The organism is Pedobacter zeaxanthinifaciens, assembly GCF_003313335.1.
Classification (GTDB): Bacteria; Bacteroidota; Bacteroidia; order Sphingobacteriales; family Sphingobacteriaceae; genus Pedobacter; species Pedobacter zeaxanthinifaciens.
The window spans coordinates 45,779-72,018 of the sequence record NZ_QMHP01000005.1; the positions used below are offsets into that span (position 1 = coordinate 45,779).

The following is a 26,240-nucleotide window of genomic DNA, read 5'->3' on the forward strand; positions in this document are numbered from 1 at the left end:
TTTAGTTCAGTTTAGATGCCAACACACAAGTTTGTTTGAAACTATCTGTGCTACCATTGATGTTAAAAATATCTGTCTTAATCACGTATAAACCAACTTTACACAGCTGACCGCTATCATTCAATCCATCCCACATGATACTTCCTTGTGTAGACATGGTAATATTTCTCGCCAATTTACGTACCAGTACGCCTTTATCCGTATAGATATTAATGGTGGCTAAATTGCCACTGCCTTTAAAGCGGTAGTCGATTTGTAATTGATCTTCGAAGCCATCGTTATCTGGCGAGAAAGTTTTGTTAGCCAAGGTAACCGCACTTTTAGCGCTTTCATCTTCACTTTGAGAGTTCTTATAAGTTGGGGTAGCAAAACCTGATGAAGCTGCAGCAGATTGCAAATTTCCCAAATCGTTTGCAGGTTTATTAAAAGAAACACGCTCTAAAGAAACGCCCTTCACATCTTTAAGCAAGGCATGGTGCATCTTTTCATTGTAAGATAATGAATCGATGCCAGTATCGCCGCTCCAAATAGTAGCCTTACCGCTTGTATTGGTAAAGGTTGGCATACTAGCAATTTGTATGATTTGAGAAGGATTTGGCACATTGTAGTTTTGTTTTACCGCATCTGCGTTGGCAGTAATTACCCAATAAGTTTTAGGGCGAATGAATGCCGAAGTAGAAGAAATGGTTCTTTTACTTGGGCCTGTACTACCAGAGGCAGCCGGATTAGAAATAGTAAGCTCTTTTAAATCCAGAATTTTATTGGTGGCATTATACAGTTCAACAAAATCTCCTCCGGTAACTCTTTCATTAAATAGGATTTCGCTAATCAAGATGTCACCCGGCTTAATGGGATCAGTAATTAAAATGGTTGCGGAATTGGCAGATGGATCAATTGGTACGCCGTTACAATTCACTATTCCAGTAACGGTAAGCAAACTTTCCCGATTTGCCATTATTGCCTGCGATAAGGTGATCACTACGCTTTGGTTGCCAGTACCATTTAGCGCAACCGAGGCTGGCCGCCCAATGCCATTATTGATGTTATAATTGTTCACATCAGTAAGTAAACTGGTAGCAATGGGCTTATCGAAATCTATTTGTATTTGCGTTGGTGATAAAATTGTGGCAGTAAGCAATTTAGGCGCAACATTATCTACATTTTGCGGGTTGTATACGGAGTTTTGCGCTCCCGGAGTTCCATTATTCGTACCAGTACTTGCAGTCCAGTTGAAGGCACCGCCACACGGGCCATTTGGATTGATAAGTTCTAAAGCATAACCTGTTCTTTTGCTATTATCGCGATACCAGGCATCAGTATAAGACACAAAATCAATCACGGTAGTTCCATCAGGCAAAAATAAGTTCAAGTCGTCTTTATCGTTATTTAAAGCTGGCCAAGGAGATATGCCCAAAGTTTTGCCATAAGTTTTGTAAAGATCAACATCCGCTATGGCGCAAACAATCCGATAGCTTTTTGGGGCCAAGGTATCTGCTGCAAAAGTGGCTATGGACGTTGATCCATCTTTATATTTCCATCCGGTGATAATGATATAGTTATCCGTGGTGTTATACAGCTCAAAATATTCTTTACTCAGCGTTGCAGTGCTTGTTGGTGCGGCCATTATCTCGTTGAAAACCACATCTCCGCGTTTTGCCGTATAGGATTTTACATGTATGAAAGTTCTGGTTCTAGCAGTGGTAATGCTATTTCCTTTAATATCCGCAACATTATTTACCGATACAGTGTATTGCCCCGAAGGCACATCGTTGGCATAAGTAAGCCTCACGCTGCTTCCAGTTAAAACTTCAACTAAAGTTGGACTGCCAATGCCGCTAATTGCATAATTGCTGTTGACTACTGCCGAAACCGGATCAATCGGTTCGTTAAACGTAAGCTCAAATGTTTTATCACTCAACGATTTGATGGCACTAATATTTGGTGGCGTATTATCAACGTAACTTTCTATCTTAAAATCATCAAACTTAAACATGTTATATCTTGATGCGGTGGTGTAACGGCAATACACCCCAAAATAGGAAGTCGACATATAAGTGTTATCTACAACCGAGCCATCGTGACTGAAGTTGCTACCACCAGTAAAATCGGTATAAATATCCCATCGGCCAGCCGCATTGCGTTCTACCCTCACCCTAACCGTTACTGAACTTGCGCTTGGTCGGGTTTTATCTGCCAAGGCTAAAATAGTGGTTGATGTACTTCCATTTTGTCTCACCAAACTGAAATTTTCCGCACTTGTGCTAGAACCAAGCTGCAAATAATAGGCTTGAATACCGGCAGTGGCAGATAAATCCTGATTGTTAGAAACTAAATATATCCGAGGGTAATTGGTGGTACTTGGATCAAAAGCTAAATTGAGATAAAATTCCCAAGCAACATTTCCAGCCAGGGCATTAGGCGTTGATAGGTATAAAGTACTAGTAGCTTGCGGACCGTTAGAAGTTAGGGCAAAATCCGGTGTAATTTGAAATGATGTTGTTGTGCCTCCCCAAGTTGGATTATTCGTAAAATCTCCGTCAGCAAAATTATCATTTAACTGAGCGAAAGTAAGTTTAGTGCACAATAAGGTTAAAAAGAGTAAAGTTTTTCTCATATTTGGGGAATCAACATATTTAAATCAATAAATATACATAAAAATAAACAAGAAAAAATGAAAGTTGCAGTTGTAGGTGCTACAGGACTAGTAGGCACCGTAATGTTAAAAGTATTGGAAGAAAGAAATTTTCCTTTAACCGAATTAATCCCAGTAGCTTCTGAAAAGAGCGTTGGTAAGTTAATTAAGTTTAAGGATAAGGAGTATCCAATTGTTAGCATGGACACTGCTATTGAAATGCGTCCTGAAATCGCTTTGTTTTCAGCTGGTGGCGGTACTTCTTTAGAAAATGCACCTCGTTTTGCAGCTGTTGGAACCACCGTAATTGATAACTCATCAGCTTGGAGAATGGACCCTGATAAAAAATTAGTAGTACCAGAAGTTAATGCTGTTGAACTAACCGCTGAGGATAAAATCATTGCAAACCCAAACTGCTCAACCATACAAATGGTAGTAGCACTTAAACCATTGCACGATAAATATAAAATCAAACGTGTTGTTGTTTCTACTTACCAATCGGTTACAGGCACCGGCGTAAAGGCGGTTGATCAATTAATGAACGAGCGTAAAGGCATTGATGGCCCTAAAGCTTATCCTTACGAAATTGACTTGAACGTGTTGCCTCACATTGATGTTTTCCAAGACAATGGTTACACTAAAGAGGAAATGAAAATGATCAAGGAAACGAACAAAATTATGAGCGATGATAGCATTAAAGTAACCGCTACTACAGTTCGTATTCCAGTAATGGGCGGTCACTCTGAATCAGTAAACATCGAGTTTGAAAATGATTTTGATTTAGCTGAAGTACGCAGCATTTTAGAGCAAGCACCAGGCATTATTGTAGTTGATGATGTAGCAAATCTGAAATACCCTATGCCTAAGGATGCACATGAAAAAGATGAGGTTTTTGTAGGACGTATCCGCAGAGATGAGTCATTAGACAACGCCTTGAATATGTGGATAGTAGCAGATAACCTCCGCAAAGGTGCTGCAACCAACGCAGTACAAATTGCTGAATATTTAATGGAGAATAAGTTAGTTTAACTATTAAAAATCCTAGAAAGTGATGTGTAAAACATCACTTTTTTTATGACCAAATTTTTCAAAGCCGTTTAAAAATATCCATTTAGATAATGAAGAAATCTATTTTACTTGCCTTTTTCACCATGCTATTGTCCACTAAATTTATTTCCGCTCAGGATAGTTTGGTTACCGCAATGGCAAAACGCAGTCAGACGAGTTTAACAGTTTCTAACGGCGAATTGAAAGGATTAGGATGGGATAAAATTATTGAAAAAGCGAAGAAAAGTAATAACATAGTGATTGGCGAAGAGCATTTCACCAACGAGATTCCATTCTTTGTTTCCAAAATAGCAGGACAGATCAAGTTTGATAATTTCTTCTGTGAGATTGATCCATTTACGGCACATATTTTCGAGCAAAAGATAAAAACACTTTCGGCAGATGCTTTAAATAAATATACCGCTGATTATGGGAATACATTTTCTTTCTATGCCTTTAAACCGGAATTTGATTTACTTAAACAGCTTGTAAATGGAAAGACTACCATTAGAGGTACAGATCAAATTTTATTAGTTGCTGATCGACTGATTTGTAACGAGCTCATGCAAACCACCAAAAACACAAGGGCGAGAGAAATATACAAAACTATCAGAGACCAATCTAAAGCACATTTTTCTGCTTTTCTAAAAGATCAGAAAAATCCATTTTATTTACTAACTCCAGATTTTGACACTCAAATTAATGAACTCGCTAACTTAAAATTGAGTACTGAAGAAAACAAAATCATAGCAGCTTTAAAGCTCAGCGCCGAAATTTACAAATCTCAAAACCACCATCTACGTATACAGTTGATGAAAAATCAATTGATGGCAGATTATGGCAGCTGGGTAAAGCAAAAAAATCTTTATAAATACGGCGCCAACCACGCTGCCAAAGGCGAAAGCTTGTTAGAAATTTATGATATTGGCAATTTAGTTAACAATATTGAAGATAGCCAATTCAGTAGTTCGCTGCATATCATTGTGCTTGGAAAGTCGGGATGGCAAGCTTCCCCATTTGAAGGGCAACCAGCATCTCAAATTGATGAAAACGAAGGTTCATTAAAATCATTGAAACCTTTCCTCAAATTGGTAAACGGAACGGAATGGCAATGCTTCGATATGGCACCAATTAGAAGAGCCATTGAAAACGGAAAAGTAAAAGTAACAGATGTCAAGCTATCGCGTATCATCAAAGGGTTTGACTTCTTGGTAGTTATTCCTGAAGTTACCGCTAGTCAATTTCCGAAATTATAAGTTTGTTTTTTAATTTTTTACCTGATGAGACCTTTAAGAATCCATATCATGTTTAGCAAAAGAGCACTGTACCTACTTTTAATTGCGCTACCTCAAATCTTAAATGCCCAAACAACCGCTCAAAAGCTGGAACGGGCTTATCAAGTTCTTCAAAAAGATGAGCAAGCAAAATATGCCATTACATCGCTTTGCGTATTAGATGCTAACACTGGAAAAGTGATTTTTGCTAATAATGAAAATATCGGTTTAGCGACAGCTTCTACGTTAAAAACCATTACATCGGCTACAGCTTTTTACACGTTAGGAAAAGATTTCCGTTATGAGACCAAACTTTCCTACACTGGTAAAATTACTGCTGATGGTGTTTTGCAAGGTGATATCATCATTACCGGCTCGGGTGATCCAAGCTTAGCCTCGTGGCGTTACGAACAAACTAAGGAGAACAATATTTTAAGTCAATGGGTGGCCGCAATTAAAGCTGCTGGCATTAAAAAAATTGATGGCAGTGTAATTAGTGATGATAGCACCTTTGGCACTTCCACTATCCCAACAGGCTGGATTTGGCAAGACATTGGCAACTACTACGGAGCCGGTGCTGGATCAATTTGCTGGCGAGAAAACCAGTTTGATGTACAACTTAGAGCAGGAAACAGCACAGGAAGTGAAGTAGAAATTGTAAAAACTGTACCGAACACGCCTTACATCCAATTGGTAAACGAACTAAAAACTGGCGCTAGTGGAACCGGCGATAATGCTTATGCTTTTTTAGCTCCTTACAGCAATCTAGGTTATCTGAGAGGCACTTGGGGAATGGGTATCAAGAAAAACGGCATTTCATTGGCTTTGCCAGATGCTGCTTTTGATGCTGCTTATCGTTTGCAGGACACTTTAAAGCGACTTAACATTGAATGTGCCAAGCAGCCAAGCTCCGCTCGTTTACTGGCGCTGAGTAAGCAAAGTATTGTACAGCAACAGCAGCCTTTACTTAGCATCTTCTCTCCTACTTTAAGCGAATTGGTATACTGGTTCAATAAAAAAAGTATTAACTTATATGGCGAGCAACTGCTCAAAACCATGGCCTACAAGCAGGGCAAAGAAGGCAGCACTGCAAATGGCGCTAAAACGGTAATCAATTTTTGGGCAGGGAAAGGGGTTGATAAAAATGCCTTAAATATGATTGATGGCAGTGGTCTTTCACCTGGAAATAGGGTAACTACTATGGCAATGGCATCGGTATTGTTCCAAGCACAAAAGGAACCTTGGTTTCCTGATTATATCAAGTCTTTTCCAGATTATAATGGAATGACCATTAAAAGTGGAAATATCAATGATGTTACCGCTTACGCCGGATATTACACCGACAAAAACGGAAATAAATATGTTTTGGTAATCAACATTAACAATTATAGCGGCTCCGGAATCAGCAGAAAATTATTTCAGGTTTTGGATGCTTTAAAGTAATTGTTGACCCTTTGTGAGAAATTATTTAAACCCATCACATCACCTAAGATCTAAATATGAAAGACAATGAAACAATTAAAAAAATTACAAAAAATCTCTAGTTGCATTTTACCTGCTCTCGCAATCAAGTCGACAAATAACTTGACTTTTAAATTGCTGATGCGCAACAAATTGACCCTTGTAGATCCCGTAACATTAGATGTATAGGAAAATGAAAGGTTCAAGCTTTTTTAAAAAATTTGCGATACTATTAATTATCGCACTAATACTATCTTCGATTACAATTTTCTATAAGATTAAATCTTCAGCTTTAGAGGTGTCAATGCCATACTTAGCAATACATTTGATAATAGTGTTATCCTTTAGTATAATTGGCGCTTTATTGATTAGAAAATAAATATTAATAACATTTTTAGGTTATGGGCTTAATAAGAGACAAATCTTGTTAGGCCTTTTTTAATATTTTTTAATAATTACATTGGCTAACCCGCTCCTATTTGGTAAATTGCCATTTCACACAAAAAATATATAATGAAGCTACTCTTTTCGTCATTACTACTTGCTGGCTGCCTAACTGCTGCTGCACAAAATACAGTGGTTGCTACAGATGGCATGGTATTTAACCAAACTGCCAATCATGCGCATAGCGAAATCGCCATTATTCCAGAGCCTGTTACCATCATTAAACAGGAAGGGCATTTCATCCTCCCACAAAATATTTTAATACAAGCAACCAAACCTGCAGATTTAAAGCAGACAATCTCTTTTTTACAAGAGCGTTTGAGCGTACCCACTGGCTTTTTTGTGAGTTCAACAGCCACCACATCGGCTAATGCCAACATCAAATTGGTAATCAACGACCGAAACGATGCCGTAATTGGTGCAGAGGGTTATCATTTACAAGTTACACCGCAGCAAATTGTAATTACAGCCAATAAACCAGCTGGCATTTTTTATGGCGTACAAACGCTGATGCAGTTACTGCCTAAACAAATAGAGAGTAAGGATGAAGTGAAGGAAGAAGTGAAGTGGCAAATTCCTTGTGTAAACATTACCGACTATCCTAGATTGACTTGGAGAGGTTTAATGTTTGATGTAGCAAGGCATTTTTTCACCAAAGAAGAAGTAAAGCAATACATTGATGCCATGGTGCGCTATAAATACAATATTTTGCATTTGCACCTAACGGATGATGAAGGTTGGAGGATAGAAATCAAAGGCTATCCGAAACTAACCGAAGTTGGCGCTTGGAATGTTAAACGTGTGGGCAGTTTTGGAACGTTTATTCCACCTACTGCCGATGAGCCACGCAACTATGGTGGATTTTACACGCAGGCAGATTTGAAAGAGTTAGTAGCTTATGCCCAGGAACGTTTCGTTAACATTTTACCAGAGGTTGATGTACCAGGACATAGTTTAGCGGCAGTGGCTTCTTATCCGGAGCTATCTTGCACACCTGAAGCGGTAAATTACAAAGTACGCAGTGGCGAACGCATTATGGATTGGAGCAGAGGCGCCCCTCCCCTGGCAATGGTAGATAATACGCTTTGTCCGGCTAACGAAAAGGTTTATGAATTTTTAGATACCGTGGTTGCTCAGGTAGCTAGTATTTTCCCTTTTGAATACATGCACATGGGCGGTGATGAAGCGCCTCATAATTTCTGGGAGAAAACCCCACAAATTGCTGAACTCATGAAACGTGAGAACTTAAAAACGATGGCGCAGGTACAAGGTTATTTTGAACGCCGTTTGGAGAAAATTGTGGCTAAGCATGGTAAACGTTTTATGGCTTGGGACGAAGTGTTGGAAGGTGGCGTTTCGCAAAGTACAGCAGTAATGAGTTGGAGAGATATGAAATATGGTGTGCAAGCTGCAAAAAATAAACATGAGGTGGTAATGAGCCCCACGCAATATGCCTATTTGGATTATATGCAAGCCGATGAAATTACGGAGCCTAAAGTGTACAAAGGTTTACGCTTGAGCAAAACATACGAATTTGATCCTGTTCCTGATGGGGTGGACCCTAAATACATCAAAGGTGGTCAAGGTAATTTATGGACTGAACAAGTGTACAACATACGCCAAGCCGAATACCAAACTTGGCCACGCGGATTTGCTATTGCTGAAAGTGTTTGGAGTCCGAAAGAAAAGAAAAACTGGAAAAACTTTTTTGCCCGTACCGAACAGCATTTTGAACGCTTAAATATTGCTGAAACCAAATATGCACCAAGTGTTTACGATCCTATTTTTGCGGTGAAACGTACGGCAGATGGCAAGCTATTGGTTACTTTAACTACCGAAGTGGAGGGACTAGATATTTATTATAGTTTCGATAATTCCTTTCCAGATCATTTTTACCCGAAGTACAACGAACCTTTGGTTGTTCCAGTTGATGCCAACATGCTAAGGGTAATTACCTATCGCGATAAAAAGCCTATTGGTAGAATGATGAACATGCCAATTGAAGAATTGAACAAAAGAGCGCCGAAGAAATAACAACCTGAGTTTAAGTAGCCACATGTAATGCCTAGTTGCAGCAAAACTCCTGAAATAAACTAAGGTTGAAAGCAATAAAAAACTTCGTAAGTTGTTAAAACTTACGAAGTTTAATTCATTCTAAAACTTAATGTTATTATAGCGTATCTTTCTTCTTTTTGTTAAACAGCCCTTTCAATTTATTACCAATTTCCTGGGTTGCTTTCTCAACAGCTTTCTTCTTTAACGTATCAACTTTTTCTTTAGCTTTTGCTTCTAATTCTGCCTTTTTCTCTTCCACTACTTGGTTAACGGCTGCTTTCGCTGCATTACTGGCCGAGCCTTCCCCAGCGCCATATTTTAGTTTGATACTTGGCTTTAAGAACGTCCCCATCAAATCTGCATTAATTTTAATGGTTTCACCAACCGAAACATTTGTACCAAGTTTACCGTTCAAGCTGGCTAAAGCTGAATTTGCAAGGTCGTTTGCTTTGGAACCCAACATCGCCCTTGGCACGTTTAATACCAAATCGTAATCCATAGTTTGGTCAATACCGTTAGAACCTTGGACATTCATGCTAATTCCTTTCACTTTAATATCAAACGGCGCCACTTTTAGCCTGCCATCCTCAATTCTAAACTTAGTTTTCAAGTTGTTCACCTCTACGCGTTTCAATTCTGAAACCCCTAAAGTGTTGGCTAATTTATTTACGGGTTCAAAACCATCAACAATTGCCTGAATGATATTCGCTAAACCTTCGGCATTTAGGGACGAATAAATTGGCATCATCTTATCATCCAAATCAGAGTTGAACTTTAAATTAGTAGAAAAGCTTCCTTTTGCATATTGCGCAATTGGCGTAAGCAATTTCACCGTATTAAAAGTGTTAAAGGCTTGCTGAATATCCACTTTCTCCATTCCAAAATCAACATCAACTTTTGGTTTTTTAGGATTTACCGTAGTGTATGAACCATTCATTTTAATAGTTCCGCCCACCATATCTAAGCCCAAATTCTTAAAATAAACTGTTCTGTCTTTCACTTGCAAAGCACCCCTAGCATTACTAATATCGTACTTATCGTATTTCACTTTATTAGCCTTTAAAGCCATATTGAAATTGATATTTGCAGGCACTTCAACAATCGCCAAAGGAACCTCTTCTTTTGATTTACTTTCCTGTACCACATTTGGACCCATCAACTCATTAACATCAATGTAGTTAGACGTAAGGTTGAAATTTCCTTCCAGCAATTGATTTTTCTTGAAAACATAGTTCAAATAATTATTCACCGAACCGTTTGCTTGGAAATCACTTCTGCCCAACTTGGCAGTAAGGTTACTCAAAGTGATATTTTTAGGGCTAAAGGTCATTTTGGCAGCAGGTATACTCACCGGCATCGGCACATTTTTTCCCTTGTAAAGGAAGTTGCTAGCCTGCATCTGTCCTGAAGCTTTAAAATCTTGATATTGACCTTTGTCAACCGAAGATTTCCTACCGGCCGCTTGTACATCAGCCTGAAGGTTTCCAGAAATAGTCATATCCTTCAATGGAAAAATGGTAGTCAGTTGTTTCAAATCTAAATTTCCTTTTAATGCCATATCCACAAAAGGATCGCTCATTGGATTTTTAACCAACAAACGCCCATCAAGCGGTGCTTGGCCAAACTCCAAATGAAATGCAGGAATATTCACCACGGTATGATCCAAAACCCCATCTGGATTAGCTACATTGGCTTTTACTTGAATGTTATTGATAGCGGAAGGAAATGATGGATACTTGATTTTACCATCCTTAATTGCCAAGTTCAAATTAAAAGTAGGAATTGATTTTTCATTGTAAGTACCCTTAACTACACCATCTACACCAAACTTTCCAGTAGCTTGCATATCCTTAAAATTTGCGGCATAAATAGCTGGAATTAAGGATAAAAAGTTCTTTAAATCAGATTGTTGCGCATCAAATTTCAAGTCCATTACCATATCCGTAGCATTTGGCATCGCTAAATAACCCACGGCCGAAAGTACCAATTCATTCAATTTGATTTTATTTTCCCCAAAGGTGAACTTCATTTGCTTCATATCCATTTCCAAGGGAAGATTTGCATCCAGCACTACGCCGTTTAAGTATGGAATGCCACCGTATTTAACCGTCAACTTCTCTATGTCAGACACAGTAGCTAACGTAAATATGTCTTGTGTGAAGTTTCCTTTTCCACTGTGATTCAAATTTTCAGCCTTCAAGTAAAAGTTTAATGAAGCATCGTCATACGTAATATTGCCTTTTTCTATATTGTATTTTTCCAAAGCAGCTTTAAAACTGGCACTTGCGGTATCAGCTGGTTTTGCCGTACTATCAGGCTTCATGATATCCCAATTGGCTTTTCCACTTTTCAGCACTTTAGCTAAAATGGTTGGTTCTTGCAGGCTCACTGCATTAATTTCGTAAGTTTCGCCCTTAATTACGCTCATTAAATTAAGGTCTAATTGTAGCTGTTTGATATTTGCTAGGGTGTCATTTGCAAAGCTATCAATACCAACTACAGACAAATCATTAAGTCTAATGCCCATTTTAGGAAAGGAGCGGATCAAGGTCAGGTCAAAAGCTTTAAAATCTACCTTGGCATTAACTTTTTGGTTAATAACCGATTTTACTTTGGCTACAATTTGATCTTTAAATAAGTAGGGAACCGCCGCTGCTGCTACCAATAGTACGGCAAAAACAATGGCGATGGTTAGAAGAATTTTTTTCATGGTGTGTAATTTATTTGGCAAAAGTATTAATTATTGTTGGTTTATGATTTAGTAAACCGGTTGATACATTGTTTAAAGATGAGAACGAATTATACCGCTTAAAATGATTTTATTGGCTATTTTTACGGCTTACAACATTAAATATGCGAAAAATTTTCTTCATTGCATTTATTGCCTTAGCATTCAACACTAGTGCGCAAACTCAAAAAGAGCAGTATTTTAAATTAACCAGAACAGGCTTTAACGAGAATAATGCCTTTGCTACTACTGCATTTGTGGAACAATTTTTTCGCTTACCTGGAAACAAAGGTTTTGATGCCAGTATTTACCGTGTTGAAGAAATACTAAAAAAAGCGGGCTTTGTACTGCAAAAAAAGGATGAATTTGAAGCGCCCCTAACCTATCGTATCGAAAAAAGAGCGATGAAACGTGAGGCCTGGGAACCCGTTGATGCCAACATCAGCATTGTGGGAGAAAACACGCCGCTACAATCATTCAAAACCAACAGAAACATGATCCCAATCAACTGTGTATCCACACCTGCCGAAGGGGTTACCGCAGAAGTAGTGTTTGTAAATAAAGCCACTAAAGAAGATTTGGAAGGAAAAGATTTGAAAGGAAAAATCATCTTTGGCGATATTGCAACACAACGTTTGATCAGTTTAGCGAGCAAATCGGGGGCTATTGGTGCTTTGGGTTTTGCATTACCAGAATTTAATCAGCCAACAAAACATACCACTTCCATTCAATTTAGTCCGATGCAACCCAATGCCGGCGTTTGGGCTTTATTTCTATCCTACGCTTCAAAAGAGAGTTTAAAAGCAGCTTGTTTAAAGGGAAAAGTGGAGTTAAAGGTCAATATCACCACCAAAACTTATCCAAGCGAAGAGCTCACCATTGTTGCCAATGTTAGAGGTACTGTTAAACCTAATGAACGTTTTGTGTATAGCGCACACGTACAAGAGCCCGGAGCTAACGATAATGCCACAGGCGTGGGCACTTTAGCAGAAATGGCTAGATTAACTGCCAAATTAGTAAAAGAGGGCAAGCTAAAGCCGCAGCGAAGCCTTACATTTTTATGGGGCGATGAAATTACATCTACCCGTAGATACATTACGGAAGATACCGACCGTGCTAAGGGAATTTTATGGGGTATGAGTTTGGATATGGTTGGTGAGGATACTGAAAAAACCGGTGGTACTTTCTTGGTAGAAAAAATGCCTGATCCATCGGCTATTTGGACCCGCGGTAACGATAAACACTCCGAGTGGGGAGCTGGAGAAGTAAAAGAAAAAGATTTATTCCCACATTATTTTAACGATTTTGTATTTGACATCTGCAAAGAACAGGGCAAATTTGCCAACTGGATGGTAAAATTCAATCCATTTGAAGGTGGTAGCGATCATACGCCGTTTTTACAAAACAAAATCCCAGGTTTATTAATGTGGCATTTTACCGACGTTTTTTACCATACCGACAATGATCGACTGGACAAGGTATCCGCTAAAACCATGAAGAATGTTGGCGTAAGCGCTTTAACTGTTGCTTATACCTTAATAACCGCAGATGAAAATACAGCTTCTGCTACCGTGAGCCAAGTTAAGGAAGATGCTTTGCTACGTTTAAAAACAGAATTTGAATTGAGTAAAGCAGCCATTGCAAGTGGCAAATCTGCCGACGAAGAAAAGCACATTGTCGAAGTGTGGGGCAAATGGTACGTTGATGCCCTAGCCACCATAGGAAATATGGCCGTAAAACCGCAAACTACACGTGTAGGATCAAGCATTAAGGTGGCTACTTTGGCAATTGAAAAGCAAACGCAAGATTACATCAATGCGCTTGGCAAGTAGGGTATTGTCTATCCTGAGTCAACATCAACCAAAAACTCAGCATCAGTTATTAAGTTAATTTACTTTTGTAAAAAAATTAGATCATGTCAATTACCAACGAAACAGAAATGCTAGGAATGCAAAAAGTGAGTGATGCAGTGGCACATACGCTTAGAGAGATGAGAAATTTTGCAAAAGTTGGCATGAGCACTAAGGAATTAGATGATTTTGGTGGTGAGCTATTAAAGCAGCTCGGGGCTAAATCTGCGCCGTTTTTAACTTACGGCTTCCCCGGATACACTTGCATTAGCGTAAATAACGAGTTTTGTCATGGCATCCCTTCTGCTACACGCATTTTAAAAGAGGGCGATTTAATTAATATAGATGTTTCTGCTGAACTGGATGGTTTTTGGTCAGACAATGGTGGCTCTTTTATTTTGGGGAAAGATCTTCAAGGGCACCAAAAATTAATTGACGCCTCAAAAGAGATTCTGCAAAAAGCTATCAGCAATATTAAAGGCGGCGTTAAAGTTGCAGATATTGGCCTTTTGATAGAAACAGAAGCGAAAAAACGAGGCTACAAAGTGATCAAAAATCTCACTGGTCATGGCGTTGGCCGTAGCTTGCACGAAGAGCCACATGAGATTGCCAACTATCGCGATCGTTTTAATTTCACCAGATTTAAGAAAAATTCAGTAGTAGCTATCGAGACTTTCATCTCTACTGCTTCAAACTATGCGGATACTTTGGAAGACGGCTGGACTATGGTAGGTGATAAAGGTGGTTTTATGGCACAGCATGAGCATACCATTATGGTCACTGGTGGCCAGCCGGTTATTTTAACTAAAAGCAACGGTATTTGGGAATAGTTAAGAAGCATTTCCGTAAAGTAAATCAATTCCCGCCGTAACAACCCACAACCCCGTCCAATGAAAACCTCTCGCCCTTTTGGGGAGAGATGCCGAAGGCAGAGAGGGGTAAACTTCTATTACTCAAATTTACCGAAGTTTACCGTGTTGTTTTAGGTTAATTAACCCTCTCTGTCCTGTGGACATCTCTCCCTGATAGGGAGAGAATCGCATCGATGTAAGGAAATACGTTTTAAACATCTCTATAAGGAGATTTGAGGGCAAAATAAGCAGCCTAATAGCGATCAAACCAATCCACAACCTTTTCCCATGAAAACCTCTCGCCCCTTTGGGGAGAGATGCCGAAGGCAGAGAGGGGTAAACCTTTAATTACCCGATTTGCCGAAAGTACTGTGTTGTTTTAGGTTAATTAACCCTCTCTGTCCTGCGGACATCTCTCCCTGATAGGGAGAGAATAGCAACTATTTAAGGAAATACTTTTCAAAGATTTCTCGGCATATTCAATACCACGATATTAAAAAGCAAGCAAGAATAACATAGCAATGCAACCAATCCACAACAACCCACAACCTTTTCCCATGAAAACCTCTCGCCCCTTTGGGAGAGATGCCGAAGGCAGAGAGGGGTAAACTTCTATTACCCAAATTTACCGAAAGTACTACCTTGTGTTAAGTTGAATAGACCCTCTCTGTCCTGTGGACATCTCTCCCTGATAGGGAGAGAATAGTAATGATGTAAGGAAATACTTTCAAAGATCTCTCTGCATATTCCGTACCACGACATTAGGTAAGCAAGCAAGAATAACATAGCAATCAAACCAGTCCACAACAACCCACAATCCCTATCCATGAAACCTCTCGCCCTTTGGGGAGAGATGCCGAAGGCAGAGAGGGGTAAACTTTTATCATCCTTTTGTAAACGCACAAAAAAATATTTGCAATTTAATCAATCGATTGATTAAATTTGCTGCGTCAAAAAAAACAAGATGGAAAAAACCGATAAAAAGACTGACATCCTCGTAGCTGCTGAAAAGCTTTTCTGCGAATATGGCTTCGAGGGTACATCTACACGCCAAATTGCAGCTGAATCTGGCGCTAACATGGCTATGATCAACTACTATTTCGGTAGTAAAATGGGCGTGTTTAAAGAAATTTTGGAAGAAAGAGTGCTGAGCTTTAAATCTCAGCTCAACCAAATTAAAGAGGAAAATATTCCTGCCAAAGAGAAACTAATAAAGGTAATTGAAAAATATGCTACCCGTATTTTAAGCAATGCCAACTTTCATAAAATGATGTATCGCGAACTATCGCTTTCATTACGTCCTGAGGTATTCGATCAAATTAAAGGTGCCATGGGACAAAATCTCATCGTAATAGAAAACATCATTAAAGAAGGGATCGAATCTGGAGATTTCAGAGAAGTAGATATCCGAATGACGATTGTTAGCGTGATGGGCACCATTTCGATGGTTACCACCTCTCCTAACAAAATTGCTCCTGATAGTACCTACGACCTGAACAAAGACAAAGATCGGAAGATAATTACCGAGAGATTAGTTGCTCACCTGAAAGACATGATTCTAACGCATTTAACACCCAAAAAATGATACCAATAAATCCAACCAGTTATCAAAGGGATTTGAAAAAACCAACGTTAATAAAGCTATTGTTGTTGGTTTTTCTTTTAGCCCCAGCGCTGCTGAAGGCGCAAAATGTAAAACAATTGAGCTTACAAGAAGCTATTGATTTAGGCATTGCCAACAGCAAAAATTTAAAACTCTCTCAACAAAAAATAGATGAAGCCGTTGCCCAACTAGCAGTAGTTAAAGACAATGCCTTACCTAGTGCATCAGCAAGTTTCATGTATAACCACGCTGAAATTCCTACTAATACGCTTAAAATTGGCGAAGGTAATCCTATCCATTTGCCTAACAGGGCCGATGCATTTGTAGGAACCGCTGCCGTACAAGAGTTAGTTTACGGTGGTGGCAAGCTGAAATATGCGCAAGAATCTACTAAGCTTTTAAAGGAAATTGCGCTTTTGGATGCCGACAAAAACAAAGAGGAAGTGAGTTATGCGGTTGTAAACAGCTATTTCTCTCTGTACAAATTGTTGCAAAGCAAAAAAGTAGTGGCGCAAAACTTAAGCGCTATCTCAAAGCAACTTAAACAAGCACAGCGTTTTTATGAGCAAGGCTTGGTAACTAAAAATGATGTATTGAGGTTCCAATTGCAACAGGCCAACATTTCCCTAACGGATATGGAAATTGAGAACAATAGAAAAATCATCAACTATAATCTTGATATCCTTTTAGGACTGCCAGAAAACACTGCTATTGAACTGAAAGGCGCTGATGATGCATTGCCTCAATTGTCATCATTTGATGCTTATTTAAATGCTGCGTTAACCAACCGACAAGAATTGCAACAGCTTAACTTGAGGCATCAAACGGCGGATTACAATATCAAATCAATTAAGGCTAACACCAGACCAACGGTAGGTTTAGGCGCTAACTTGTACTACGTAAATCCAAGCGGGAACTTTATTCCTAGCAACCAACAATTTGTAATGCCAATTACTTTGGGCGCTACTATTTCGTGGAACATTGGTTCGTTGTGGACCAATAAAAATAAGGTGGCAGAGGCTAAAGTACAGCAATTGGAAATAGATACGCAGAAAGACATCTTTACTGACAATGTAAAAACCGAACTGAATAAAAATTATCAGACCTACCAACTAGCTGTCCAAAAAATAGATGTATTGGAAACTTCTATAGCTCAGGCTACTGAAAATGATAGATTGTTGGAATCGAAATACCAAAACAACATTGCTTCTGCTATTGATAGGATTGACGCAGAAACCTTGCTATATCAAGCTAAAATTAATTTGGAGTTAGCTAAAGCTGATGCCAAACTAGCTTACTACACTTTATTAAAATCAACAGGAAAAATATCTCAAAATAACTAAGCATACCATGACACAGCCCAAAAAAAAGAAAAACAAAGTTATTCCGATTATTTTAGGAGTACTTTTAGTAATAGGAGCCATTTTCGGTTTCACTCAATATAATTATTACAGCAAACACGTAGATACTGATGACGCTCAAATTGACGGTGATATTAGTCCGGTTATTGCAAGGGTTAGCGGCTACGTAAAAGACATCAACTTTGAAGAAAATGCTAAAGTTAACCAAGGTGAGGTACTAGTAACTTTAGATGACAGCGATTATAAAATTAAGCTAGAGCAAGCGCAGGCTGGTCAAGCAGGTGCAAATGCAAATGTAGGTGTTACACAAGCGCAAATAGCCGCGACTTCTGCTAACACAGCTACCGCAAAAGCTAATATTGAGGCGGCGAAAGTAAAGTTGGATTTAGCGAAAAAAGATTACGAACGCTACGAAAACTTGGTGAAAGATGGTTCAATTACCAAACAGGCGTTTGACCAAGCCAAAGCACAAAAAGAAACAGCACAAGCAACTTACGACGCTGCAGTAGACCAATATAATGCTGCTGTAAAACAAGTTGGCACTACGCAATCGCAGCTGAATGTGAGTAGCAATGGCGTAACACAACGCCAAGCCGATGTAGATTTTGCGAAACTTCAGTTATCATACACACAAATTAAGGCGCCTACTACCGGTATTGTTGGCAAAAAGAGCTTACAAAAAGGTCAGTTGGTACAGGCGGGTCAAACTTTATTCTCTATCGTAAATGAAAACAGCATTTACATTACTGCCAATTTTAAAGAAACTCAATTGGAGAAAATTAAAGCTGGACAAAAAGTTAAAATTGATGTAGATGCCTACCCAGATCAAGATATCGAGGGTGAAGTTTATACTTTCTCTCCTATTACAGGAGCAAAAGGTTCATTACTTCCTCCAGATAATGCTACCGGTAATTTCGTGAAAGTAGTGCAACGTGTACCAGTGAAAATAAAAATCGCTAGTAAAGACAAAGCAATATTAGAGAAATTACGACCAGGCATGAGCGTGAAAGTTTCTGTAGAAATATAAAAGCCCACCCTACCCTCCCAAAGGGAGAGATTTGAAATGAAAAATGCAATATGCTTCCCCCGCCCGTCCGAGGGTTGGGTGAGGCCCTAATACTAATTCAATGGCCGAAGTAGGTTTAAAAAAATGGATCATTACGTTTACCGTAATCACAGCATCATTGCTAGAGCTGATTGATACGACAATTGTAAACGTGGCGCTCCCACAAATACAGGGCAACCTTGGTGCTACGCTAGAAGATGTAGCATGGTTGTCTACCGGTTACGCTGTAGCCAACGTAATTATTTTACCCATGTCGGGCTGGTTAGGCAGCAGATTTGGCCGTAAAAATTACTTCTTATTTTCAATCATCTTATTTACAGTAGCCTCCTTTTTGTGTGGTAACGCAACCTCGCTTTGGGAACTAGTAGGTTTCCGTATTTTGCAGGGCTTGGCAGGCGGTGGTTTAATTTCAACTGCACAGGCAATTCTAATTGAAACCTGGCCACGTGAGGATGTGGGTATAGCTACCGCGTTATTTGGACTAGGTGCCGTTGTAGGCCCAACAGTGGGACCAACCATTGGTGGTTATATCCTAGAAATTACCAATTGGCCTTGGATTTTCTACGTGAATATTCCAGTAGGGATTTTAGCCGCCTATTGTACTTATATGTTCGTCAGGGAGACGCCCAAGGATGGCAAAGGTGCACCAATTGATTGGTGGGGAATTGTTTTATTGGCCGTTGCCGTGGGCAGTTTACAAACAGTACTCGAAAAAGGCGAAAGTGAAGATTGGTTTTCTACCCCTTACATTACCGCATTAGCCGTAGCATCAGTTTTAGGGATTTTGTTGTTCATTTGGCGAGAACTGAGCACCGATCATCCTATCGTTAACTTTAAAATCATGCGACACAGAAGTTTCTCCATTGGTATGGTTACTTCATTTGTCCTAGGTTTTGGTTTATACGGTTCGGTGTTTGTATTCCCTATTTTTTGCCAAAATTTACTCGGATTTTCTCCGTTACAAACTGGCGAGCTATTTATTGCAGGCGGTTTGTGTACCATTACCATGATGCCTTTCATTGGTATCATGCTGAAAAAAGGAGTCCCGGCACAATTTATGGCAACCGGCGGGATGATTTTGTTCTTCGTTTTCTGTCACATGTTAAGTAAATCAACCTTATCATCAGGCACTGATCAGTTTTTCTGGCCTTTAGTGATTAGGGGTTTTGGTATGGCTTTGCTGTTTGTACCACTTACTACTTTAGCCATACAAGACTTAAAAGGTGCTGAAATTGGTCAAGGTTCCGGACTTAACAACATGATGCGCCAATTAGGTGGCTCTTTCGGTATTGCAGCGCTAACTACGTTGATTCACGTTAGGCAAGGTTTTCACCGCAGCAATTTATTAGTTAACGTAAATGAGCAAAATCCTGCCTTTACGGAAAGACTAAATGGCTTGATGCATACGTTTATGGCTAAGGGTGCATCGTTTATTGATGCTAAATTAATGGCCATGAAAGCAATTGAAGGTGCGGTTGTAAAACAATCATTGCTGCTTACTTACAGCGATGCTTATTGGGTTGCGGGAGCAGTTATGCTTTGCTCTATCCCTCTGTTATACTTGCAAAAATTCAAGAAAAACGTCAATGTGCCGGTTGATGCTCACTAAGAAAATACTCCACACACAATAACGATAAGGCTGGCGGTTTAAATACCGCTGGCCTTTTTTATGCCAATTACGCCTTAAAAATTCGTTTATCTTCTAAACACAAATTAATCAATTCATTATCTTCGCACTAAACAAAAACATCAATGAATTTTCACACTCGTAAATGGATTAAACCGGAAGACTTGAACCCAAATGGCAGTCTTTTTGGTGGTAGTTTATTAAAATGGATTGACGAAGAAGCAGCAATTTATGCCATGTGCCAACTGGAGGCGCCAAAGGTAGTAACAAAGTTGATTTCCGAGATTAACTTTGTTTCATCAGGTAAACTAGGTGATATTGTGGAGATGGGAATGACGGCTTCGGAATTTGGACGAACCTCTATCACTTTAAAATGCGAGGTGAGGAATAAAATCACTAAAAAAGCAATATTAACTATCGATAGAATGGTTTTCGTAAACGTGAATGATAATGGCGAACCTATTCCTCACGGTAAAACCAGAATGAGGAAGATAGATGAGAAACTAGAAAATTTGGGTTAGTTAAGCCTTCGTTTGCTTTATCTCCTCCAATAAATCTTTAGGGTCCAAATCAAAGGAATTGACAGTAACCTTTGCTTGGTTGTAAAACTGATTACGCTCCTCCAACTTATTGATAATGAAAGCAAGCAATTGCTCATCATCCATACCTTTAAGCAATGGTCTTTTTTCGCGGTTGTGCAAACGCGACACCAACTGAGGTGGCGTCATTTCCAAATAAACCGTTACCCCGTTTTCATTCATCCACTGCATATTGTCGAAATAACATGGCAAACCACCGCCTGTAGCTACCACGCAAGTTTCTGGATAGTCAAACGATTTCAGCACCTCATTTTCCAATTTACGGAAAGCAGCCTCGCCGTTTGCTGCAAAATAATCAGCAATGCTCATACCTTGTTGTTCCACAATTATGGCATCAATATCTATTACTGGGCAGGCCAATAAGTTTGCTAACTGTTTTGCTTTGGTACTTTTACCGCACCCCATAAATCCCACAAGGAAAATCTTCATTTGGCTGGTTGTTTAGTTATTTGGTTAATCGTTTTAAATGGTTATTTGTGTGGTTGGTTAATTGTTTAGTTGCGGACTGCCGTTTTAAGTATTGAGTTCCTTAAAGCGTTCAACTTATTTGCAATTTCATCCAATTTGAGACGAAAATACACATATTCTTCTTCTGTAATAAATTCTAAATCAAATGCACGTATCAAATGGTTAACGGTCTCAATTGCGCTTGAATAAGACGTCGTAATAAAATGTGCCTTGTCTTTAGAAGTGATTCTAGCAGAGCCTTCGGCCAAACAATCGTCAATACTTGCTGCAGAACGTTTAATTTGACTACTAGTCCGAAGATTAACATATAAATCTCCCGCCTAAATAACCTAGCCTTTTGCCAAGTTTCTAATTTTTCAAATGAGTAGATATGCATTTTGGTAAAATGTTAAATTGTAGATTTGGTTCACCGCAATTTAGTAATAATTGTGATGCACTTCGGCAATCAAAAACTAAGCAAGCTATAAAATAGTCGCATAACCAGCTCAAACGATTAAACAATTACCCAAATAACCCATTCAAACAATTAACCCAATTCTAACCAAAATTCTTAAGCTAATTTAACCCTTGGGTCAATCCAAGCATAAAGTAAGTCTACAAGTACATTAACTACCACAAAAACAAAGGCAATGAACAAGATAGCGCCCATCACTACCGGAAAATCAGACATTTCCAAGGCGTAAACTGTGGTGCGCCCCAATCCGTTATAGCCAAAAATGTATTCTACAAAAAATGAACCTGCCAGCAAAGATGCAAACCAGCCTGAAATGGCCGTAATTACCGGATTGAGCGCATTTTTCAGCGCATGTTTATAGATAATCGTTTTACGAGATAAACCTTTAGCCCTAGCTGTTCGAATGTAATCTTGAGATAGCACATCTAACATAGCGCTGCGGGTAAGCTGCACGATAATAGCCAAGGGGCGCAAACCCAGCGTAATCATTGGTAGCCACAAATTCCGAAGCGTAATGATCTCCCCTTCGAAAGGATCATAACTATATAAACTGCCGCTCATGTTTAAGCCAGTATAATCAGCCAATACAAAACCAAATAACCAGGCAATGATAATACCAGCAAAAAAAGCGGGAGCAGAAATTCCCAATATGGCAAACATATTGGCCGTTTTATCAATCCAAGTGCCTTTGTAAACTGCCGAAAGCACTCCCAAAAACACACCAATGATTGTAGCAAAAATCATAGCTGTTAAAGCCAAAACAAATGTGTTGGGTACAGTTTCGGCTAATACTGTAGTTACATCCCTTTTTGTTTGGTAAGACCTGCGCAAGTAAGGCGTTTTCAGCACCCAAACATCATCACCCACAGCAAAAAGCTTGGCGTAATGATATTTTTCCCGATTATCTGCTGTATTTTGATGTACGCTGACAGGCGATAAATCATTTAGGTACAAAAAGAACTGCACAGGCTTAGACTTGTCCAAACCAAACTCCTTGCGTACAGCTTCTAGCGATTGCACATCAGAGCGCTGTCCCATCGTCATACGAGCCGGATCACCCGGAAGAATGTTGAACAACACAAACACAACGGCAACCACACCGGCCATTACCGCTAGTCCGTACAATAATTTCTTAAGTGCGTATATTGCCATTATTTACCAAAATATTTTGCTGTAAGTTCATCAAAAGAAGGTACGCCATGATAATGCCATTTATTGACAATGGTTCCATTTTTAAGCAACAATATCCCCGGGTTAGCCCTCACCATACTTTTTAAAGGTACAGCATCTGCATAAAAAACTTCCATAAAAAGTTTCATTCGTTTACTGAATTTCTCTGCATCCTGTGCCGAATTAGAGGTAAGCAAAACCGTACGGATATTAAATTGTTCGGCGGCATTTAGCGCCAAGGCGTTCATTTTTGCTATCGCATCTTCATTAGTTTCGTTCAAATTATAAGCTACTATCACTAAATTATAGTAAGGATTTTCTACAATTTCTTTGGTGTAATCAGTACCCGAAGCATCCGTTATCAATAAATCTTTAATTTTAACCTCGTATCCTTTTTTAATTAGCTTACGCGATGGAGATCCAGTAACTTCCCAATTCTCATCTTTCCAAACCTCTTTAGACATGTAGTCTTTATCGCTCATGGTTTTGGTTTCTCCAGTTTTTTTATTCTTCAAATCGTACATGATAAGATACTCGTCAACAGGTGCCCCTTCTGGTATCCTCATATTTTCGGGAATATTTGAACCCACTTTATACGGAAGAAAATCAATAATTGGCAAATAGTTATAGGTGAACGTTCCAAATAGTAGAGATGCCGTAAAAACAACCGTGAACAGAGCGCTTTGTACACCCGACTTTTCAGTTACAGGCTTAATAAATTCCTTATTGAGATAGATAAAAATAATGAGTATCAACAACACAATATCTTTACCGAACGATTGCCAAGGCGTAAGCGGAATGGCATCACCGAAACAACCGCAAGAAGTTACCACTTTAAACGCCGCAGAAACGAAAGTTAAAAACGTAAAGAAAATAATGGTAGCCAGCAAGCCCTTAACCACAAAATTCCGGAAAATTCCCAGCAGCAATAAGGCTCCAAAAACAATTTCCAACACACAAAGCAGCACAGCAATGCCCGTAGCCCAACCATTTAAAAAACTGAGGTGAAAAACTTCGAAATACTCCTGAAGTTTATACCCAAAACCAAGCGGATCATTTGCTTTGATTAATCCCGAAAATATAAACAGGATACCAACAAACCATTTTGAAAATTGAAAAAGCGCTTTCTTCATATCGTTAATTATAATAAAGTTTTTCCGACCAATGAATTGCTTGCGGCAACTCGGCATCAGAAAATTCAATGTGTATCACTCTTCTTTTTTGTCCGTTTGTTGTTCGGTTGGAGCTATGCAAAATCAGAGGTTTCATTAGCATTACACCACCCTTTTCAACTTCGCATACCACCTCCTGCTCCTTATCCCAAGCTATACTTTCTGGCCTATAAACCCCTTTAAGATGTGAATACGGTATTACTTTTAGAGCGCCATTATCGCGTGAGGTGTCATCGAGATGAATTCTTACGGTAAAATTTCTTTCAAGTAAAGCTAATGGTGGCTGCACCGAAAACTGCTGGTGCTTAATAGTCCATGGGCCAAAATCGTTAAGTTCAACTTTTTTATCTACCGAAATGGTTAAGTCTTGATGGTAGGCTACGTACCAATTCGATTTTTCAGGCTTATCAAAATAAATACTTTTAATTACGAACGCCTTTCCTTTTCCTATCTCATTAACCAACTTCTTTAAATTAGGATTAAAAATAAGCTCCCTTATTTCCGGAATTTCTTTTAAAAACTGCCTAATCGCAAATAAATCGTCAGATTTCCGGAATGTAGGCCTGTCGGTATTCGCTCTATTAATCAAGCTTAGTATTTGATTCAATTCTCGTTCATCATAAATACCATTTACTGAAGAAAACCCGATTTCATTTAGCTCAGCAATGTTTACTGCAAAACCTTGATTTTCAGAATTTATGGAACGGTTATCTTTCAATTTTTACTTTTGACTTTTTACTTTAAACTTCCTACCCCAATCCCAATTTTATCAAGGCAAATACCGCATAGTTCAACATATCTTGATAATTCGCTTTGATTCCTTCCGAAGCCAAAGTTTGCCCATCATTATCTTCAATTTGCTTCACCCTTAAAATCTTCATTAAAATCAAATCCGTTAATGAACTTATGCGCATGTCACGCCAAGCTTCCCCGTAGTCATGATTTTTTGCCGACATTAAATCCTTTGTTTCCTGCACACGCTCATCATAATAAGCCTCTGTAACATCAACAGGCAATTCGTTGGGTTCGTTTTCAGCTAACTCCAACTGTAAAATAGCCATCACACAATAATTAATAATCCCGATATATTCCGAGGTTACATCCTCCCCTACTTTCGAAACTTTTTTCTCTTCTAAAGTTCTGATGCGCTGCGCTTTGATAAAAATTTGATCGGTAATAGACGAAGGGCGTAAAATACGCCAAGCAGTACCGTAATCTTTTGTTTTCTTAATAAAAAGCGATTTGCAAACCGCTATGACCTGATCGTATTCTAAAGATGTATTTGCTGCCAAAACAATTAAAATATTTAATGTTTAGCCAATAATAGGCTATTTTTGTTTGATATAAACCGATGGCTAAAGATACATTTTTAAACCGAAAACACACGCTAAACTGCAAAGGCAAATTGATTGATCTCAGCCAGCCTGCGGTAATGGCGATACTGAATATTACTCCCGATTCGTTTTACAGTGCTAGTCGTGCTGGGAGCGTTGAACAGGCATTACGCCACACCGAAAGCTTCTTGGAGCATGGCGCTAAATTCATAGATGTTGGTGCCTACTCTTCTCGTCCGGGCGCTGCCGACGTTAACGAAGCCGAAGAAATAACACGACTAGTCCCTATAGTTAGTGCCATTAACAAAACCTTTCCAGAAGCCATAATTTCTGTAGACACATTCAGGGCAAAAGTAGCTGAGGAAGGCATCAATTCAGGTGCGCATATCATCAACGATATTGCGGCTGGAAATTTAGATGAGAAAATGTTCGAAACGGTAGCCAGGCTACGGGTGCCTTACATTATGATGCACATGCAAGGTACACCGCAAACGATGCAACAAAATCCAACTTACGAAAATGTCAGTAAAGAGGTGTTCGCCTACTTTAGCGAAAAAATCAGCACCTTACAAAATTTAGGGGTGAAGGACATGGTGTTGGACCCCGGATTTGGTTTCGCAAAAACTTTGGAACATAACTACCAACTTTTAAAAGACCTGCAACTGCTCAATTTTTTTGAACTGCCGGTATTGGTCGGTATTTCTAGAAAATCGATGATCACAAAGGCGCTTGACATTAAAACTGAAGATGCCTTAAATGGAACGACTGTGCTTAATACCGCCGCCTTACTCAAAGGAGCCAATATTTTACGTGTCCACGATGTAAAGGAAGCCGTTGAGTGTGTAAAGCTGATTAGCAGGCTTGTTGGTTAGTTGTTTGGTTTTTTTGTTTTTTGGTTGTTTGGTTAATTGGTTAACTGGTGATTTGGTTAATTGACTATTGGTGCTTGATTATTGATTATTGTTTATTGGTGCTTGATTATTGGCCAGTTCACCTCCCTAATAACAACAATAACTTATCCCTAATCCCTGACTACTGATACCT

The 26,240-nt window shown here is 39.1% G+C and carries 20 protein-coding genes; 12 read left to right on the plus strand and 8 right to left on the minus strand.

Annotated elements, in window-relative coordinates; genetic code table 11:
- Position 1 precedes the first annotated feature (1 nt).
- Positions 2-2,614: a lamin tail domain-containing protein gene (locus DUT68_RS08955; protein WP_113637683.1), complete on the minus strand. Its 2,613-nt coding sequence runs from the start codon at positions 2,612-2,614 to the stop codon at positions 2-4.
- A gap of 57 nt (positions 2,615-2,671) precedes the next feature.
- Here DUT68_RS08955 and DUT68_RS08960 point away from each other — a divergent pair, with 57 nt between their 5' ends.
- From DUT68_RS08960 to DUT68_RS08975, 4 genes are all read left to right on the plus strand, one after another.
- On the plus strand, positions 2,672-3,661 hold the full coding sequence (locus tag DUT68_RS08960; RefSeq protein ID WP_113637686.1) for an aspartate-semialdehyde dehydrogenase: 990 nt from the start codon (positions 2,672-2,674) through the stop codon (positions 3,659-3,661).
- 89 nt (positions 3,662-3,750) lie between these two features.
- Positions 3,751-4,935: a hypothetical protein gene (locus DUT68_RS08965; RefSeq protein WP_113637688.1), complete on the plus strand. Its 1,185-nt coding sequence runs from the start codon at positions 3,751-3,753 to the stop codon at positions 4,933-4,935.
- 24 nt (positions 4,936-4,959) lie between these two features.
- On the plus strand, positions 4,960-6,396 hold the full coding sequence (gene dacB / locus DUT68_RS08970; RefSeq protein ID WP_237088302.1) for a D-alanyl-D-alanine carboxypeptidase/D-alanyl-D-alanine endopeptidase: 1,437 nt from the start codon (positions 4,960-4,962) through the stop codon (positions 6,394-6,396).
- A 531-nt stretch (positions 6,397-6,927) separates the two neighbouring features.
- Positions 6,928-8,892, plus strand: coding sequence for a beta-N-acetylhexosaminidase (locus DUT68_RS08975; protein WP_237088303.1), 1,965 nt, complete (start codon positions 6,928-6,930; stop codon positions 8,890-8,892).
- 136 nt (positions 8,893-9,028) lie between these two features.
- Here DUT68_RS08975 and DUT68_RS08980 read toward each other — a convergent pair whose 3' ends face one another.
- The gene (locus tag DUT68_RS08980) at positions 9,029-11,623 is read right to left on the minus strand and encodes an AsmA-like C-terminal domain-containing protein (RefSeq protein ID WP_113637692.1); all 2,595 of its coding nucleotides are present in this window, start codon (positions 11,621-11,623) and stop codon (positions 9,029-9,031) included.
- A gap of 143 nt (positions 11,624-11,766) precedes the next feature.
- On the opposite strand from DUT68_RS08980, the gene DUT68_RS08985 reads away from it, so the two are divergent.
- The 7 genes from DUT68_RS08985 (at position 11,767) to DUT68_RS09015 (ending at position 20,520) form a co-directional block, all read left to right on the plus strand.
- A complete protein-coding gene (locus tag DUT68_RS08985; protein ID WP_113637694.1) occupies positions 11,767-13,473 on the plus strand; it encodes a M28 family peptidase in 1,707 nt (568 codons plus the stop codon).
- Positions 13,474-13,556: 83 nt separating this feature from the next.
- Entirely contained in the window at positions 13,557-14,321 is a 765-nt protein-coding gene (gene map / locus DUT68_RS08990) for a type I methionyl aminopeptidase (protein ID WP_113637696.1), read from the plus strand.
- Between the two features lie 985 nt (positions 14,322-15,306).
- Positions 15,307-15,927: a TetR/AcrR family transcriptional regulator gene (locus DUT68_RS08995; RefSeq protein WP_113637698.1), complete on the plus strand. Its 621-nt coding sequence runs from the start codon at positions 15,307-15,309 to the stop codon at positions 15,925-15,927.
- On the plus strand, positions 15,924-17,288 hold the full coding sequence (locus tag DUT68_RS09000) for a TolC family protein (RefSeq protein WP_113637700.1): 1,365 nt from the start codon (positions 15,924-15,926) through the stop codon (positions 17,286-17,288). Before DUT68_RS08995 ends, DUT68_RS09000 begins: the two co-directional genes overlap by 4 nt.
- 7 nt (positions 17,289-17,295) lie before the next feature.
- Entirely contained in the window at positions 17,296-18,333 is a 1,038-nt protein-coding gene (locus DUT68_RS09005) for an HlyD family secretion protein (RefSeq protein WP_113637702.1), read from the plus strand.
- Between the two features lie 100 nt (positions 18,334-18,433).
- On the plus strand, positions 18,434-19,981 hold the full coding sequence (locus DUT68_RS09010) for a DHA2 family efflux MFS transporter permease subunit (RefSeq protein WP_113637704.1): 1,548 nt from the start codon (positions 18,434-18,436) through the stop codon (positions 19,979-19,981).
- A gap of 143 nt (positions 19,982-20,124) precedes the next feature.
- Complete coding sequence (locus DUT68_RS09015) at positions 20,125-20,520, plus strand: acyl-CoA thioesterase (protein WP_113637706.1); 396 nt, start codon at positions 20,125-20,127, stop codon at positions 20,518-20,520.
- Here the strand turns inward: DUT68_RS09015 and DUT68_RS09020 are convergent, their stop codons facing one another.
- From DUT68_RS09020 to DUT68_RS09045, 6 genes are all read right to left on the minus strand, one after another.
- Positions 20,521-21,027, minus strand: coding sequence for a shikimate kinase (locus DUT68_RS09020; RefSeq protein ID WP_113637708.1), 507 nt, complete (start codon positions 21,025-21,027; stop codon positions 20,521-20,523).
- A gap of 65 nt (positions 21,028-21,092) precedes the next feature.
- Positions 21,093-21,314 carry a four helix bundle protein gene (locus DUT68_RS18675; RefSeq protein ID WP_370738868.1) on the minus strand — a complete coding sequence of 74 codons (222 nt, stop codon included), beginning with the start codon at positions 21,312-21,314 and terminating at the stop codon, positions 21,093-21,095.
- A 302-nt stretch (positions 21,315-21,616) separates the two neighbouring features.
- Positions 21,617-22,672, minus strand: coding sequence for an ABC transporter permease (locus DUT68_RS09030; RefSeq protein ID WP_113637710.1), 1,056 nt, complete (start codon positions 22,670-22,672; stop codon positions 21,617-21,619).
- Positions 22,672-23,823: a BT_3928 family protein gene (locus DUT68_RS09035; protein WP_113637712.1), complete on the minus strand. Its 1,152-nt coding sequence runs from the start codon at positions 23,821-23,823 to the stop codon at positions 22,672-22,674. Before DUT68_RS09035 ends, DUT68_RS09030 begins: the two co-directional genes overlap by 1 nt.
- A gap of 4 nt (positions 23,824-23,827) precedes the next feature.
- Entirely contained in the window at positions 23,828-24,580 is a 753-nt protein-coding gene (locus DUT68_RS09040) for a phytanoyl-CoA dioxygenase family protein (protein WP_237088304.1), read from the minus strand.
- A 31-nt stretch (positions 24,581-24,611) separates the two neighbouring features.
- On the minus strand, positions 24,612-25,154 hold the full coding sequence (locus DUT68_RS09045; RefSeq protein WP_113637714.1) for a DUF1599 domain-containing protein: 543 nt from the start codon (positions 25,152-25,154) through the stop codon (positions 24,612-24,614).
- Between the two features lie 59 nt (positions 25,155-25,213).
- Here DUT68_RS09045 and folP point away from each other — a divergent pair, with 59 nt between their 5' ends.
- Entirely contained in the window at positions 25,214-26,068 is an 855-nt protein-coding gene (folP, locus tag DUT68_RS09050) for a dihydropteroate synthase (protein WP_113637716.1), read from the plus strand.
- Positions 26,069-26,240: the final 172 nt, after the last annotated feature.

Coding starts and splice junctions, on each gene's coding strand:
- DUT68_RS09015 (WP_113637706.1), top strand. CDS start 20,125: ATGAATTTTCACACTCGTAAATGGATTAAACCGGAAGACTTGAACCCA.
- DUT68_RS09020 (WP_113637708.1), bottom strand. CDS start 21,027: ATGAAGATTTTCCTTGTGGGATTTATGGGGTGCGGTAAAAGTACCAAA.
- DUT68_RS09000 (WP_113637700.1), top strand. CDS start 15,924: ATGATACCAATAAATCCAACCAGTTATCAAAGGGATTTGAAAAAACCA.
- DUT68_RS08985 (WP_113637694.1), top strand. CDS start 11,767: ATGCGAAAAATTTTCTTCATTGCATTTATTGCCTTAGCATTCAACACT.
- dacB (WP_237088302.1), top strand. CDS start 4,960: ATGAGACCTTTAAGAATCCATATCATGTTTAGCAAAAGAGCACTGTAC.
- DUT68_RS09010 (WP_113637704.1), top strand. CDS start 18,434: ATGGCCGAAGTAGGTTTAAAAAAATGGATCATTACGTTTACCGTAATC.
- DUT68_RS09030 (WP_113637710.1), bottom strand. CDS start 22,672: ATGGCAATATACGCACTTAAGAAATTATTGTACGGACTAGCGGTAATG.
- DUT68_RS09035 (WP_113637712.1), bottom strand. CDS start 23,823: ATGAAGAAAGCGCTTTTTCAATTTTCAAAATGGTTTGTTGGTATCCTG.
- DUT68_RS08960 (WP_113637686.1), top strand. CDS start 2,672: ATGAAAGTTGCAGTTGTAGGTGCTACAGGACTAGTAGGCACCGTAATG.
- DUT68_RS08965 (WP_113637688.1), top strand. CDS start 3,751: ATGAAGAAATCTATTTTACTTGCCTTTTTCACCATGCTATTGTCCACT.
- DUT68_RS08955 (WP_113637683.1), bottom strand. CDS start 2,614: ATGAGAAAAACTTTACTCTTTTTAACCTTATTGTGCACTAAACTTACT.
- DUT68_RS08995 (WP_113637698.1), top strand. CDS start 15,307: ATGGAAAAAACCGATAAAAAGACTGACATCCTCGTAGCTGCTGAAAAG.
- DUT68_RS09005 (WP_113637702.1), top strand. CDS start 17,296: ATGACACAGCCCAAAAAAAAGAAAAACAAAGTTATTCCGATTATTTTA.
- DUT68_RS08980 (WP_113637692.1), bottom strand. CDS start 11,623: ATGAAAAAAATTCTTCTAACCATCGCCATTGTTTTTGCCGTACTATTG.
- DUT68_RS08975 (WP_237088303.1), top strand. CDS start 6,928: ATGAAGCTACTCTTTTCGTCATTACTACTTGCTGGCTGCCTAACTGCT.
- folP (WP_113637716.1), top strand. CDS start 25,214: ATGGCTAAAGATACATTTTTAAACCGAAAACACACGCTAAACTGCAAA.
- map (WP_113637696.1), top strand. CDS start 13,557: ATGTCAATTACCAACGAAACAGAAATGCTAGGAATGCAAAAAGTGAGT.